This window comes from Bradyrhizobium sp. 930_D9_N1_4, from assembly GCF_052076015.1.
Lineage (GTDB): Bacteria > Pseudomonadota > Alphaproteobacteria > Rhizobiales > Xanthobacteraceae > Bradyrhizobium.
Genome location: NZ_CP197236.1, coordinates 4,234,678 through 4,249,848 on the forward strand (window position 1 = coordinate 4,234,678; position 15,171 = coordinate 4,249,848).

Genomic DNA, 15,171 nt, shown 5'->3' on the forward strand with positions numbered 1-15,171 from the left:
CGGGTCTGGGAGATTCCCCAAGTTCGAAGCCGCTTGTAGCCAATTTCCTCGGTGCCGCAAACGGCAGCAGACACCGTAATTTCAATTTCATTCCAAGACGTTGCGAAACAGCAACGCCACAAAAAAGCCCCTATCAGGAAGCGGCCATCCGGAGGATGTCGTTGTAGGTGGCAAACACCATCAGCATCAGCACCAGACCGAGCCCGATTCGGAACCCCATTTCCTGGGTCCGCTCGGACAAAGGACGGCCGCGGAGGATTTCCGCCGCATAGAACATCAGGTGTCCGCCATCGAGCAGCGGGATCGGGAACAGGTTCAGAAGCCCGATCGACACCGACAGCACCGCGCACAGATTGATCACGAACTGGAACCCGGCGCTGGCCGCCTGCCCCGACATCTTTGCGATGCCGAGAACGCCGCTGACCTCGTTGGGATTGCCCTGTCCGACGAACAGCGAGCCCAGGAACTTGAAGGTGCTGGTGATGATGAACCAGACCTGCTCGACCCCGATCTTGAGCGCTTCGCCGACGCCGACCGGCGTGGTCGAGGCTTCGCCCGCCTGCGACTTGTGCTCGACGCCGAGCACCCCGAGCCGATGGCTGTTGCCAAAAGGATCCTTCCGCTCGAGCAGCGCCGGTGTCGCCGTCAGGGCGACGATGGCGCCATCCCGCTTGACCTGGAAGGCAAGCGCTGAACCCGCGTTCATCGCAACGATTCGCTGCATGTCGGCAAAGCTCTCGATCGGCTTGCCGTCGATCTGGACGACCACGTCGCCGATCTTGAAGCCGGCAACGGCCGCGGCACCGTCGGCGACGACGCCGTCGACGCGCGCGATCGTGCTCGGCTTGCCGTAATAGAGCGCCATGCCGGCGAAGATCAGCGCGCCCAGGATGAAATTGGCGATCGGGCCGGCTGCAACGATCGCCGCACGCGGACCGACCTTCTTGTGATGGAAGCTGCCGGCACGCTCCTCGGCCGTCATGGCGGCAAGGGTGTCAGACGAAGGGGTCGAGGCCTCGCTTTCGTCGCCGAAGAACTTGACGTAGCCGCCGAGCGGGATCGCCGAGACCTTCCAGCGGGTGCCGTGGCGGTCGTTGAAACCGATCAGCTCAGGTCCGAAACCGAGCGAAAAGGTTAACACCCGAACGCCTGCCCAGCGCGCGACCAGGAAATGGCCGAGCTCATGGAAGAACACGACGATCGTCAGGACGAACAGGAAGGGAACCGCATAACCCAAGAGCCCATGGCTCAACGTATTGAAACTATGGACGAAAAAGTCGATCATCGAATTCCCTCATCCAGCGCCGCTAGGCCCTGGCCCCGAACCATCTAGGATGCCTTTAAGGCAATTTGAGGCAATAGGGCGGCAGCTCTATTTCGCGCAACATGGTCAACAGAGATTGCATCATCCGCTGACGTCATTGGAGCCTGGTTCCCGCCACGGACCCAGTCGTCCAGCGTCGCCTCGACCAGCCGGGCAATGGCGCCGAACCGGATCTTGCCGGCGATGAAGGCGGCGACCGCGACCTCGTTGGCCGCGTTGTAGACGGTGGTCGCCCCCTTCCCGGTCCGAAGCGAGTCGAACGCGAGGCGCAGCCCGGGGAACCGTTCGAAGTCCGGCGCTTCAAAAGTCAGCTGGCCGATCTTGGCCAGATCGAGCTTCGCCGCCGGCCCCTTGATCCGGTCGGGCCAGCCGAGGCAATGCGCGATCGGCGTGCGCATGTCGGGCGAGCCGAGCTGGGCCATCACCGAACGGTCAGAGAATTCGACCATGCCGTGGATGATGGACTGCGGATGCACGAGAACATCGATCTCGTCGGGCGAGAGCGCGAACAGATAGGACGCCTCGATCACCTCGAGGCCCTTGTTCATCATCGAGGCGGAATCGATCGTGATCTTCTGGCCCATGCTCCAGTTCGGATGCTTGAGGGCCTGTTCGAGCGTGGCCTGCTCGATGTCGGCGGGCTTCCAGGTCCGGAACGGGCCGCCCGAGGCGGTGATGATGACACGAACCAGTTCGTCGCGATTGCCCGATGCGAGCGCCTGGAACAGCGCGTTGTGCTCGGAATCGGCCGGCAAGATGCAAGCGCCCGCCTTCGCTGCACGCTGCATGAAGAAATCACCGGCGCAGACGAGACATTCCTTGTTGGCGAGCGCGACATGCGCACCGCGATCGACGGCGGCCAATGCCGGCTTCAGTCCGGCGGCGCCGCTCACGGCCGCCATCACCCAATCGGCCGGACGCGCGCCGGCTTCGATCACCGCGCTTTCGCCCGCGCCGCATTCGGTGCTGGTTCCCGCAAGCGCAGCCTTCAGCTCGGCAAACTTGGACGTGTCGGCGACCGCGACGAAGCGTGCGGAAAACTCCTTGGCGAGCTTGGCCAGCGCTTCGACATTGCTGTTCGCCGTCAGGGCTTCGACGCGGTAGCGCTCGGGCGAGGCGCGCAGCAGATCCATCGTGCTGTCGCCGATCGAGCCGGTGGCGCCGAGAACCGTGACGCTGCGGACGGTCGTCGCCGCAGCCTTGTTGTTACGCAATGGGACCGCGCTCATATCCTCACCAAACCATAAGACCGCTTCCGGCGCTATGCACACCATGGCGGAGAAAGCCGATAATCCATGCCACCAGGACGGCAGCGACAAAACCGTCCAGACGGTCCAGTAATCCGCCGTGGCCGGGAATTAAGTAACTGGAATCCTTGACACCGAAGCGCCGCTTCACCGCGGATTCGAACAGATCGCCGCAGGCCGAGACCACCGACAGGACGGCGCTGACGAGCAATAGCGGAACGAGCTTTCCAATCCCGCAAGCGGCAAACCCGGCCGCAACCGCAAGGCTCGCGGCAAAACCGCCGAGCGCCCCGGACCAGGTCTTCTTCGGGCTCACCCGCGGCCACAGCTTCGGTCCGCCAATGCTGCGTCCGGCAAAATAGCCGCCGATATCGGTCGCCCAGACCACCAGCAGCACGAACATCAGTGCCGCGAAGCCGTTGACGAGATCTTTCCGCAACAGGATCGAGGCCAGCAGCGCCGCCGACGCATAGGCAAAGCCGGTGGCTGCCCAGACGAACTTGCCGCGCGCGATCAGCGTCACGATCGCGCCGCCGATCAGGCCGGTGACGATGGAGGTCTTGAGCGCGCCGAATGCGACGGAGGCCCCCATCATGGCGATGACGACCGTCCCTGCCCCGGTCAGCGCGGCCGAGCCTGCGCCCACCACCATGAGCCATTCCGCGAACAGCCCGATCGAAACGAGGGTCACGAGAAGCGCCCACAGCCAGCCGCCGGCGTACGCAACCGCAATGGTCAGCGGCGCCAGCACCAGCGCTGCGAGGACTCGCATCACGAGATTGCTCGGGGCGGGCTTGGCGCCCGCCGATGCGGCGTCGGGGTCGCTCACGAGGCGGTTTTCGCGACCAGGCCGCCGAAACGGCGCTCGCGCCTGGCGAATTCGGCGATCGCGCCTTCCAGCGCCGCCTTGTCGAAATCGGGCCAGTGGATCGGCACGAAGACGAGTTCGCTATAGGCGGCCTGCCACATCAGGAAGTTGGACAGACGCTGCTCACCGCTGGTGCGGATGATCAGATCGGGATCGGGAATGTCGGGCGCATCGAGATGCGCACCGAGCGTCTCGGCGTCGATCGAAGCGGCATCGCGCTTGCCGTCGGCGACTTCGCGCGCGAGCTTCTGGGCCGCCTTCGCGATCTCCTGCCGCGAGCCGTAATTGAACGCGACCACGAGCGTGAGGCGCGTGTTGTCGCGCGTCAGTTCCTCGGCCTCGTTGAGCAGCGCGCAGATGTCGCCTTCGAGCCCGTCGCGCTCGCCGATGATGCGGACCTTGACGCCGTCACGGTGCAGGCTCGCGAGATCATTGCGGATGAAGCGGCGGAGCAGACCGAAGAGATCGCCGATCTCGCTCGCCGGGCGCGACCAGTTCTCCGACGAGAACGAGAAGATGGTGAGATAGCGGATGCCGAGCTCGTGCGAGGCACGCACCACGCGGCGCAGCGCCTCGACGCCGCGGCGATGCCCCTCCGCACGCGGCAGGCCGCGCGCGGCCGCCCAACGCCCGTTGCCATCCATGATGATGGCGACATGCGCAGGCGCGTCGGACCGGTCGGGTCCTTCGGTTGCGGGCGCGGCGGCGTTGGACATTGAAGCAGGCCTTAAACGGTCAGGATTTCTTTTTCCTTGGTGGCCAGCAGCTGATCGATCTCGGTGATCGTGCCGTCGGTCGCCTTCTGCACCTCGTCGGCGTGACGCTTCTGATCGTCCTCCGACATCTCGTGATTCTTCTCGAGCTTCTTCAGAACATCGAGACCGTCGCGGCGCACATGGCGCACGGCGACCTTGGCGGCTTCAGCGTATTTGTGCGCGACCTTCACCAGCTCCTTGCGGCGCTCCTCGTTGAGCTCGGGAATGCGCAGGCGCAGCACCTGGCCTTCGGTCGCGGGCGAGAGGCCGAGATTGGAATCGACGATCGCCTTCTCGACCGGCTTGACCATCGATTTGTCCCAGACCTGCACCGAGATCATGCGCGGCTCCGGCACGCTGACGGTGGCGAGCTGGTTGAGCGGCATGTGGCTGCCGTAGGCCTCGACCTGGACCGGGTCGAGCATCGAAGCCGAGGCGCGTCCCGTGCGCAGGCCGCCAAGCTCGTGCTTGAGCGATGCGACGGCGCCCTGCATGCGGCGCTTCACTTCGTTGAGGTCGAAATTACCCGTGGCCATCACGTTTCTCCTTCAAAATCCCGGCGACCTCTCCGCGCCCTCACGGGTGCGACGATGAGCCGTCAGCCGGCGACGATGGTTCCGTGGCCGCCGCCACGCAGTACAGCGCCGATCGAACCCGGCTCCGCGATCGAGAACACGATGATAGGCAGCGACGTCTCGCGGGCAAGCGCGAAGGCGGTCGCATCCATCACCTTGTAGCCGCCCTCGATCGCCTGCGAATGCGTCAGGCGGTCGAACCGCGTCGCGGTCGGATCCTTCTTCGGGTCGGCCGAGTAGACGCCGTCGACATTGGTCGCCTTCAGCACCGCCTGGGCGCCGATCTCGGCGGCGCGCAGCACCGCGGTCGTATCGGTGGTGAAGAACGGATTGCCGGTCCCGCCTCCGAGCAGCACGATTCGGCCTTCGGCGAGATATTTGTGCGCCGCGGTGCGGGTGAACAGCTCGGAAATCTCGGGCATGACGAAGGCCGACAGCGTGCGCGCCGGCGTGCCCTTGCGCTCGATCGTCGCCTCCAGCGCGAGGCAGTTCATCATGGTGGCGAGCATGCCCATGGTGTCGCCGGTCGGGCGCGACACGCCGCGCGAGGAGACCTCGACGCCGCGAAACAGGTTCCCGCCGCCGATCACTACCGCAACCTCGATACCGAGCTGGCGCGCAGCGATCAGATCGTCCGCAACCCGGTCGAGGGTTGGCTGATCGATGCCAAAACCCTGCTGTCCCGCGAGATATTCGCCGGACAGCTTGATCACGACGCGACGATAGACCGGATCAGTCATGAGCACTTTCCTCGTCCGGGCGCCGCTTCCGGCGGCACGCCGGAAGGAACGTTCCGGCGCTTACTTCTTGCCGCTGGCCGCGGCGACCTCGGCTGCGAAGTCGCTTTCCTGCTTCTCGATTCCCTCGCCGAGAGCATAGCGCACGAAGCCCGCGATCTTCAGCGCGCCACCGACCTTGCCTTCGGCTTCCTTCAGCGCCTGCGCCACCGACTTGCCGGTGTCGTGGATGAAGGCCTGCTCGAGCAGGCAGACTTCCTTGTAATAGGTCTTGAGGCCGGACTCGACGATCTTCTCGATCACGTTCTCCGGCTTGCCCTGCTGGCGATATTTGTCGGCGAGCACGTCCTTCTCGCGCTTGACGACCGCCGGATCGAGGCCGGACGGATCGAGCGCGAGCGGGTTGGCAGCCGCGATATGCATCGCGATCTGACGGCCGAGGACGGCGAGATCGTCGGCCTTGCCGGGCGATTCCAGCGCAACGATCACGCCCATCTTGCCGGCGCCCTCGACGACGGCGCCGTGGACGTAGCTCGACACCACGCCCTGGCTCACTTCGAGCGAAGCCGCGCGGCGCAGCGTCATGTTCTCGCCGATGGTGGCGATCGCGTCATTGATGGCGGCTTCGACCGTGACGTCGCCAACCTTGGCGGCCTTGATCTTCTCGACATCGGCGCCGGCGTCGAATGCGACCTGGGCGACCATCTTGACGAGGCCCTGGAACTGGCCGTTGCGCGCGACGAAGTCGGTCTCGGAGTTGACTTCGACCACGACGCCCTTGGTACCCTTGGTGAGCGCGCCGATCAGACCTTCCGCGGCGACGCGGCCGGACTTCTTGGCGGCCTTCGACAGGCCCTTCTTGCGCAGCCAGTCCTGCGCCGCTTCCATGTTGCCGTCGTTTTCGGTCAGCGCGGCCTTGCAGTCCATCATGCCTGCGCCGGTCGACTCGCGCAGGTCCTTGACCATCGCAGCAGTGATCGTTGCCATCGTTGAAAATCCTTTTTGCCTGCCGGTTTGCCGCGGCGCGGCCTGATCGCCTCGCCGCGGTCCATCTCAGGAATTCGCGTCAACTGAAATGGTGGCCGGACTCGTATCCGGCCAGCCCATCGCTCTTTGTGACTATTCCGCTTCCGCGGTCAGCGCCTTGGCCTTGGCCACCCAGGCATCCGCGCGGCTGGGCAGACCGACTTCTTCGCCGATCTTGTGCGCGGTGTCGTGATCGAGCTCGGCGAGCTGCCAGTAGTGGAAGATGCCGAGGTCGTTGAACTTCTTCTCGATCGCACCCGACACGCCCGGGAGCTTCTTGAGGTCGTCCGAGGTGCCGCGCGGACCGGCAAGGCCCTGGAAGCCGCTCGTGGCCGGCAGCTCTTCTGCGACCGGACGAACCGAAGCGCCGACGTCGACGCCCGAATCACCCTGGGCACGCGAAATGCCGTCGATCGCGGCGCGCGCGATCAGGTCGCAATAGAGGGCGATGGCGCGACCGGCGTCGTCATTGCCCGGCACCACATAGGTGATGCCCTTCGGGTCCGAATTGGTGTCGACGATCGCGGCGACCGGGATGTTGAGCCGCTGGGCTTCCTGGATCGCGATGTCTTCCTTGTTGGTGTCGATCACGAAGATCAGGTCGGGCAGACCGCCCATGTCCTTGATGCCACCGAGCGAGCGGTCGAGCTTGTCGCGCTCGCGCTGAAGCGTCAGGCGCTCCTTCTTGGTGTAGGAGGAAGCATCGCCGCCGGCGAGCACGTCGTCGAGGTGGCGCAGGCGCTTGATCGAGCCCGAGATCGTCTTCCAGTTGGTCAGCGTGCCGCCGAGCCAGCGCGAATTGACGAAATACTGCGCGCAGCGCTTGGCAGCGTCCGCGACGCCATCCTGCGCCTGGCGCTTGGTGCCGACGAACAGGATGCGGCCGCCCTTGGCGACGGTGTCGCTGACCGCCTGCAAGGCGTTGTGCAGCAACGGCACGGTCTGTGCGAGGTCGACGATGTGAATGTTGTTGCGGGCGCCAAAGATGAAGGGCGCCATTTTCGGATTCCAGCGGTGAGACTGGTGACCAAAGTGCACGCCGGCCTCGAGGAGCTGACGCATAGTGAAATCGGGTAGTGCCATCGTTCTAATTCTCCGGTTGGTTCCTCCGGAAGCGTGTGAGCAAAACGGAGCGTTGTCGCCCCGGCTGCCACCGGACGGCCTTGTGAGCCATGCTTCCGTGTGAGATGGCGCGGTGTATAGCGCGATTTTGGCCAGAAGCAAGGAAATAAGGGCCTTTCGGGGGCGGGTTTCGCCCGCGAGAGGCCCAGTCCGTGAAGACCCGGCCCCGCCCTAGCACCTTGGCTGGTTCGGCGGGCACTTCTTGGCGGCCGGCGCCGGCGCCGCAGGCCGCGGCGGAGGTGCAGCCGGACGTGGCGGGGGGGCGACCGCCATCCGGGGCGGCGGCGGGGGTGCCGGCCGGGCGACCGGCGGTGGCGGCGCCGGCCGCGCCATCGGCGGCGGGGCCGGCCGCGCAACCGCCACGGGCGGAGCGGACCGAACCGGCGGAGGCGATGCGACATGCGGCGGCGGCGCGGGACGCGCGACGACCGGCGGAGGCGTTGACCTCGCCCCGGCCTGGGGCCGCGTGGGTGGCGGTGCCGCCGGTGACGGCCGGGCCGCATGCGCTGGAGCGGCCGTTGGTAGATTCTGCGGCCTGGCAGGCTCGCGCGCGGCCGAAGGCGACGGCGCGACCGGCCGTCCCGCGGCCCCCGGCGGCGTGCTTGGCGGCGTCTGCGCCAATGGTGGCTTGGGCGGTTGGCCTGGCGCAGCGGCCGGATTTGTCACGGTGGGCACGGTCGCCGGAGCGGCAGCCGTTGGCGCGCCAGGGCGACCAGGCTGCGTTGACCCCGGAGCTGCCGTGGTCGGCGCTCCCGGACGTTGCGGCATCGCACCCGGGGCGGTCGCCGTGGGAGGCACAGGCCTGCCGCCGGGAAGAGGCCCTGCCCCCGCCGGCGGCGTTGGCGGACCGCCATGGGCGCCGGGAACCGGCAGCGTATTCGCCTGCGGCAACCTTGCCGGCGGCACAGCGGCTGGCGCCGCGGTCGGCGTGACATTGGCCGGCGTCGCCGGCGGCAAGCCGGGCCGTGCTGTCGGCTGGATCGTCGCGCTCGGCGGCATCGGCGCCTTGCCCTGCTGAATCAGGGCGGCACGCTGCATGACTGCCTGCGGCACGGCCGGGCCCACCGGGTTGGCGCGGCCGGCGACGGCCGGCGCGAGCGCACCAAGCCCGGGCCCTGCTCCGGACCCTGCTGGCCCGGCTCCCGCAGCCAGCGCCGCTGGAATCGGCGGGCGGTTGATCACCGTGTTGATGACCGTGGTGTTGTGGATGTTCTGGTAGATGATGTTGTTCGGCGGCGGCGCGACATAGACCGGCGCCCTGACGAACACCGGAATCGGTATGAACACCGGCTGCGGCAGTACGAACAATCCGACCACGGCAAGCGGCGGCGCCAGCACGACGAAATCCGGCGGTGGCGGCGGCAGATAATAGACCGGCGGCGGCGGTGGCGGCGCGAAGGCGAACACGGGATCGCTGAAATACAGCACGGGGCGATCGACGTAGACGATCTCCTCCGGCGGCGGTGGCGGGACGTCATAGTCGATCATCGCGAAGGTCGGCGGCGGTTCGACCGGCGCGGTCAGGATCGCGAGGCGACGGCGCGCATCGCCCGCGTGGGGCCCGCGCGGATAGCGGCGCAGATACGACCAATAGGCTTCCGGCGTGTCGTTGCGATAGGTCCGCCGCCAGGTGATGGCCTCACGGCGCGCCGCCACGATCGCCATCACGCGCTTCGACAAGGGATCGCCGGGATAGGCGGCGAGAAACTCCTCATAGGCCGGCAGCGTGTCGCGCTCGAGCGCGGCCGCATAGGCATCCTGCACGCCGAGATCGCGGATCGGCTTGTTGCGGATCGCGGCGACCTGGTCGGGTGCGGTCTCCGGCGGCGGCGCATCGGGACCGCGCTCGAAGAACGAGAATGGCGCCGAAATCTTCTGTTCGTTCCAGGGCACCTGCGCGCCCTTGCTCGCCTCGTTGACGCGAAGCCGCACGCGATCGAACACTTCAGGCAGCGGCAGGCCGCCGGTGCGGATCATCTCCGCCAGCGACTGCGCATAGATGCCGTACGGTCCCGGCTCCTCCGGCGCCACCGTGCCGGGCGCGGCGTTGAAGGCGATCAGCATGTTCGGATCCGGCTCGACCAGCGCCAGCCCGCTCGCGATCGGCTGGCCGCCCTCGATGAAGGGCTGCGCGCGCGCCGCATCGAGCACGACGATGTTGGCCTTGAGCGGAATGGACGCAAGCTGGCGCGCATAGTCGCCGATGCGCAGGCCCTCGGTCGGAATGTCGGTATCACGCGTGATGTTGGAATCGACCGGGATGAAATAATTCTCGCCGGCAAGCTGCACGCCGTAGCCGGCAAGATAGACCATCGCGACGGTGCCGGGTCCGGAGGCCTGTGCCTTCTGGATGAAATCGCGAAAGCTCTTGCGCAGCGTATCACCGTCGAGATCGCGCGCGCCGACGACGTCGAACCCCGCCGCTTGCAGCGTCTGCGCGATCAGGCCGGCATCGTTCGCGGTGGTCGCCAGCGGCGACTTGGCGTAAGCGCCGTTGCCGACCACGAGCGCGATCCGCTTTTCCTGCTGCTGCGCGCGAACAGGGTCGGGCGCGCCGGTGGCAAGAACCAGGATCGGCAAGAGAAAACAGAGGAAGGCCTTGGTGATCCCACGCATGGCTTGCTTGCCCGCTATCGTTGTTGAGCTGCCACCGTACATGAGACGCGCGGCCGGCTGAATGGCTCTTGAACGAAAAGCGCCGATTGAGGCGGCGGCATGGCGCCCCCGCCTCCTGTCAAACCTCTGCGTCAGATCCGAGCAAGGCCCGCGCAAGGCTCTCGTAAGGCTCGCGACCGCACGGCGACGCGAGCCCCTCGAGCCGTTCAGCTCTGGGCGATCAGATCGACCGTGCCCGTCGTGAGCCGGTAGATGCCGCCGACAACCTTCAGCTTGCCCTGCTCCACGGCTGCATTGAGGATCGGTGCGGCCGTCTTCAGCTTGGCGATGTTGTCGACGACGTTCTGCCGGATCGCCTTGTTGAGCACGTCCCCGCCTTGCTGCATCGCAGCCTTGGCAGCGGTTGCAATCGCATCGACCAACGAAGGGATGTGGCCCGGCGGCGACGTATTGTCCTTGATCGCCTTCAGCGTCGCATCGACCGCGCCGCAAGCATCATGGCCGAGAACCAGGATCAGCGGCGCGTTGAGCACGGCAACCGCATATTCCATGCTGGCGATGGTCTCGGTGCCGGCAAAATTTCCGGCGACGCGGCAGACGAAGAGATCGCCGCGAGCGGTGTCGAAGGCGTATTCCGGCGCGATGCGCGAATCCGCACAGCCCAGCACGGCGGCGAACGGATTCTGTCCGCCGGCCAGCGCCTCGCGCTCGTGCTTGAAATCATGGCGGCGCGATACGCCCGAGACGTAGCGCGCATTGCCTTCCATCAGTCGCTTCAACGATGCGTCGGGCGACAGCACGTTCTGCGGCTTCGGCGGCAGCTTGGCGTCCTTTGCGAGGGCACCGTTGGCAACAGCTCCGCCGGCGAAGGCCATGCCGAACGCAGCAGCGCCGAACAGCATCGCGGACCGCCGTGACGGCGTGATGTCTTGATGCAGAGAGTCATGATGCAGAGAGTCAGAGCACTTGTCGCACATGTGACATTTCCCCAGGTACAGTGGACGAATGGAAGCGTCGCGATGATAGGTGCGCCGACGTGAAGAAATCACCAATGATAAATGATGCAACCGATGCTTGCTGCAACGCGGACCATGCTGCAAGGCCGAAGCGGTCGCTCACCTCACGCGCAGCGACTGCACCGAGCTGCGCCCGTCTGCACATATTCGAGCTCGGCTGCGAAAGCACGATAACGAAAAAAGGACAGCAATTCTGTCTCACGACAAACGCGGCACGCGTTTGCGCGGAGATCATGCTCAAACAGGGCACCAAAGCGCGGTGACGATTCGTCCGGATCCCATCGTGCTCTAGATCTGCTGCACGTCCACCACGCCCGCCACCGCCTTGATCGCACCGGCGATCTGCGGCGAGACCTTGAAGCGGCCCGGCAGCTTCATCTCCACCTCCGTCTCGAGGTCGAGCATCATCACCAGCGAGACCTCGCCGTCGCCGTTCGAACGCGGCGCGATGGCGGGGCTGCCGATCTTTGGCGCAGCACCGTTCGACGAGGCCGCCTCGGGACCAGCGAGACGCTTGGCGATCGAGTCCAGCGGCTTGGTGTCACGCACGAAGATGCGCAAGCCCGTCTGCGTCTTGGCGGCGGCGTGGTCGAGCGGCTCGGCGTGCAGCACGCGGGCGCGGACGTCCTCGCCCTGCAACTCCGCACCGAGTTGCAGCAGCACGGCGGCGCCCGGCTCCAGCACGTCGCGATATTGCGCGAGCCCTTCGGAAAACAGCACCGCCTCGAAATGGCCCGTGGGATCGGAAAGTCCCATGATGCCCATCTTGTTGCCGGTCTTGGTGCGCCGCTCCATGCGCGACACCACGGTCGCCGCGACCTTGCCCGCGGTGGCCCCGGTTTTCACGGCGCGCGAGAACTCGGCCCATGACTGCACGCGCAGGCGCTTCAGCACCGTGGCGTAATCGTCGAGCGGATGTCCCGACAGGAAGAAGCCGATCGCGTCATATTCGCGGCGGAGTTTTTCGGCCGGCAGCCACGCCTCGATCTGCGGCAGCATGATGGTCGGCGCATCCGCCGAGCTGCCGAACATGTCGTTCTGGCCGACGGTCTCGGCCTGATGCGCGCGCTGGCAGGCGGCCAGGATCGCATCGGCACCGGCGAAAACGCGGGCGCGGTTCGGCTCCAGCGTGTCGAAGGCGCCGGCGGCGGCAAGACTCTCGATGATGCGCTTGTTGACCGCGCGCGGATTGACCCGCGCGGCGAAGTCGGCGAGCGAGGTGAACAATCCCTTCTTCGTCCGCTCCTCGATGATCTGCTCGACCGCCTGGATGCCGACGCCCTTCAGCGCGGCGAGCGCGTAATAGATCGTCTTGTCGCCGACCTCGAAAGTCGCACCGGAACGGTTGATGTTCGGCGGCTCGACCTTGATGCCGAGACGCAGCGCCTCGGCGCGGAATTCGGAGAGCTTGTCCGTGTTGTTCAGGTCGAGCGTCATCGACGCCGCGATGAACTCCACCGGATAATGCGCCTTCATGTAGGCGGTGTGGTAGGACACCAGCGCATAGGCCGCCGCGTGGCTCTTGTTGAAGCCGTAGTCGGCGAACTTCGCCAGCAATTCGAAGATGGTCTCGGCCTGCCCTTTCGGCACGCCGTTCTTGACCGCGCCCGCGACGAAGATGTCGCGCTGCTTGTCCATCTCGGCGCGGATCTTCTTGCCCATGGCGCGGCGCAGCAGGTCGGCGTCGCCGAGCGAATAGCCCGACATCACCTGCGCGATCTGCATCACCTGTTCCTGGTAGATGATGACGCCGAAGGTCTCCTTCAGGATCGGCTCCAGCACGGGGTGCAGATATTCGGACTCCTCGTCGCCGTGCTTGCGCGAGCAATAGGTGGGGATGTTCGCCATCGGGCCCGGTCGGTAGAGCGCGACCAGCGCGATGATGTCCTCGAAACGGTCGGGACGCATGTCGACCAGCGCGCGCCGCATGCCCTGGCTTTCAACCTGGAACACGCCGACCACCTCGCCGCGCGCCAGCATCTGGTAGCTTTCGGCGTCGTCGATCGGCAGCGTCGCGAGATCGACATGGATGTCGCGCGGCTTGAGCAGCTTGCAGGCGACGTCGAGCACCGTCAGGGTCTTCAGGCCGAGGAAGTCGAACTTCACGAGGCCCGCGGGCTCGACCCATTTCATGTTGAACTGGGTCACCGGCATATCCGACTTCGGATCGCGGTACATCGGCACGAGTTCGCTCAACGGGCGATCGCCGATCACGATGCCGGCCGCGTGGGTCGAGGCGTGGCGGGTCAGGCCCTCGAGGCGCTGCGCGATGTCGAAGGCGCGCGCCACCACCGGATCTTCATCGCGGAACGCCTGGAGCTTCGGTTCGCTCTCGATCGCGGCCGCCAGCGTGACGGGCGCGGCCGGATTCTGCGGCACCAGTTTTGTCAGCTTGTCGACCTGGCCATAGGGCATCTGCAGCACGCGGCCGACGTCGCGGAGCACGCCGCGCGCCTGCAGCGTACCGAAGGTGATGATCTGCGCGACCTGGTCGCGGCCGTAGCGTTGCTGGACGTACTGGATCACCTCGCCGCGGCGATCCTGGCAGAAGTCGATGTCGAAGTCCGGCATCGAGACGCGCTCGGGATTGAGGAAGCGCTCGAACAGCAGACCGAACTTGATCGGATCGAGGTCGGTGATGGTCAGCGCCCACGCCACCAGCGAGCCTGCGCCGGAGCCGCGGCCCGGCCCGACCGGAATGCCCTGGCCCTTGGCCCATTTGATAAAGTCAGCGACGATCAGGAAGTAGCCCGCATATTTCATGCGCATGATGACGTCGAGCTCGAACGCCAGGCGCTTGTTGTAGTCCTCTTCCGTCGTGCCCTGCGACAGGCCATGCACGCGCAGGCGGTTGGCGAGCCCCTCCTCCGCCTGGCGCTTCAATTCGCCTGCCTCCACCGAGGCGGCATCGGAGCTGGCGGCGGCGCCGACCGTGAAGAACGGCAGGATCGGCTTGCGCGTCATCGGCCGGAACGAGCAGCGCTCGGCGATCTCGACCGTCGAGGCGAGCGCCTCCGGAATGTCGGCGAACAGCAGCGCCATCTCGGCGCGGGTCTTGAAGCGGTGATCGGGCGTAAGCTGCACGCGATCGGTCTCGGCGATCAGCCGCCCGCCGGCGATGCAGAGCAGCGCGTCATGGGCCTCGTAATCGTCGGTCGACGCGAAATACGGCTCGTTGGTCGCAACCAGCGGCAGACCCTTGGCATAGGCGATGTCGATCAGCCCGCTCTCGACGCGCCGCTCCTTGTCGAGGCCATGGCGCTGCAATTCCACATAGAGGCGGTCGCCGAACAGGCTCGCCAGACGTTCGCAGCGCAACGCCGCAACCTCAGCCTGGCCCGCAGCAAGCGCCAGCGAGATCGGCCCGTCGGGGCCACCGGTGAGCGCGATCAGGCCCTCGGTCTCGCCTTCGAGCCAGTCGAACTTGATGTGGCAGGCATGGGTGTCGGGCGTCTCCAGGAACGCGCGCGAGTTCAGCCGCATCAGGCTGCGATAGCCGCGCTCCTGGCCCGCCAGCAGCACCACGCGCGAAGGCGGCAGCGCGTTGCGCGCATTGGGATCCTGGTCGCCGAAATCGATCGCGAGCTCGCAGCCGACGATCGGCTGGATGCCGGAGCCCGCCATCTTGTCGGAGAACTCCAGCGCACCGAACATGTTGTCGGTGTCGGTCAGCGCCAGCGCGGGCTGGTGGTCCTTCTTGGCCAGCTCGGCGAGCTTGGCGATCTTGATCGAGCCCTTGAGCAGCGAATAGGCCGAGTGAACGTGAAGGTGGACAAATCCGGCGCTCGGCATGGTCGCGTGACGGCCTCTTGTGAGATGAGATGGAGCGCTCGCCGGCTCCAGGGGATGATCTGGGCATCCTGTACCCGCCATCCACCACCCATC

11 protein-coding genes are annotated in these 15,171 nt (G+C 66.2%); all 11 read right to left on the bottom strand.

Annotation, left to right across the window (positions count from 1 at the left end; all coding sequences use genetic code 11):
- Positions 1-133: 133 nt before the first annotated feature.
- The 11 genes from rseP to dnaE all read right to left on the bottom strand — a co-directional run bounded on the left by rseP (position 134) and on the right by dnaE (position 15,078).
- Positions 134-1,285, bottom strand: coding sequence for an RIP metalloprotease RseP (gene rseP / locus AB7532_RS19925; RefSeq protein WP_441236455.1), 1,152 nt, complete (start codon positions 1,283-1,285; stop codon positions 134-136).
- Positions 1,286-1,329: 44 nt separating this feature from the next.
- Positions 1,330-2,553 (bottom strand): 1-deoxy-D-xylulose-5-phosphate reductoisomerase, encoded by a 1,224-nt coding sequence (gene dxr / locus AB7532_RS19930; protein ID WP_441236456.1) that lies wholly within the window; start codon positions 2,551-2,553, stop codon positions 1,330-1,332.
- Positions 2,554-2,557: 4 nt separating this feature from the next.
- Positions 2,558-3,343: a phosphatidate cytidylyltransferase gene (locus tag AB7532_RS19935; RefSeq protein ID WP_441239319.1), complete on the bottom strand. Its 786-nt coding sequence runs from the start codon at positions 3,341-3,343 to the stop codon at positions 2,558-2,560.
- Between the two features lie 53 nt (positions 3,344-3,396).
- Positions 3,397-4,155 carry an isoprenyl transferase gene (locus AB7532_RS19940; RefSeq protein ID WP_441236457.1) on the bottom strand — a complete coding sequence of 253 codons (759 nt, stop codon included), beginning with the start codon at positions 4,153-4,155 and terminating at the stop codon, positions 3,397-3,399.
- 11 nt (positions 4,156-4,166) lie between these two features.
- Complete coding sequence (gene frr / locus AB7532_RS19945) at positions 4,167-4,730, bottom strand: ribosome recycling factor (protein ID WP_441236458.1); 564 nt, start codon at positions 4,728-4,730, stop codon at positions 4,167-4,169.
- A 62-nt stretch (positions 4,731-4,792) separates the two neighbouring features.
- Positions 4,793-5,509, bottom strand: a complete 717-nt coding sequence (gene pyrH / locus AB7532_RS19950; RefSeq protein WP_441236459.1) for a UMP kinase — start codon at positions 5,507-5,509, stop codon at positions 4,793-4,795.
- A 60-nt stretch (positions 5,510-5,569) separates the two neighbouring features.
- Positions 5,570-6,493 (bottom strand): translation elongation factor Ts, encoded by a 924-nt coding sequence (tsf, locus tag AB7532_RS19955; RefSeq protein WP_441236460.1) that lies wholly within the window; start codon positions 6,491-6,493, stop codon positions 5,570-5,572.
- Positions 6,494-6,625: 132 nt separating this feature from the next.
- Positions 6,626-7,615: a 30S ribosomal protein S2 gene (locus tag AB7532_RS19960; protein ID WP_441236461.1), complete on the bottom strand. Its 990-nt coding sequence runs from the start codon at positions 7,613-7,615 to the stop codon at positions 6,626-6,628.
- A 210-nt stretch (positions 7,616-7,825) separates the two neighbouring features.
- On the bottom strand, positions 7,826-10,270 hold the full coding sequence (locus AB7532_RS19965; protein WP_441236462.1) for a caspase family protein: 2,445 nt from the start codon (positions 10,268-10,270) through the stop codon (positions 7,826-7,828).
- A gap of 206 nt (positions 10,271-10,476) precedes the next feature.
- Positions 10,477-11,247 carry a carbonic anhydrase gene (locus tag AB7532_RS19970; RefSeq protein ID WP_441236463.1) on the bottom strand — a complete coding sequence of 257 codons (771 nt, stop codon included), beginning with the start codon at positions 11,245-11,247 and terminating at the stop codon, positions 10,477-10,479.
- Positions 11,248-11,574: 327 nt separating this feature from the next.
- Entirely contained in the window at positions 11,575-15,078 is a 3,504-nt protein-coding gene (dnaE, locus tag AB7532_RS19975) for a DNA polymerase III subunit alpha (protein WP_441236464.1), read from the bottom strand.
- Positions 15,079-15,171: the final 93 nt, after the last annotated feature.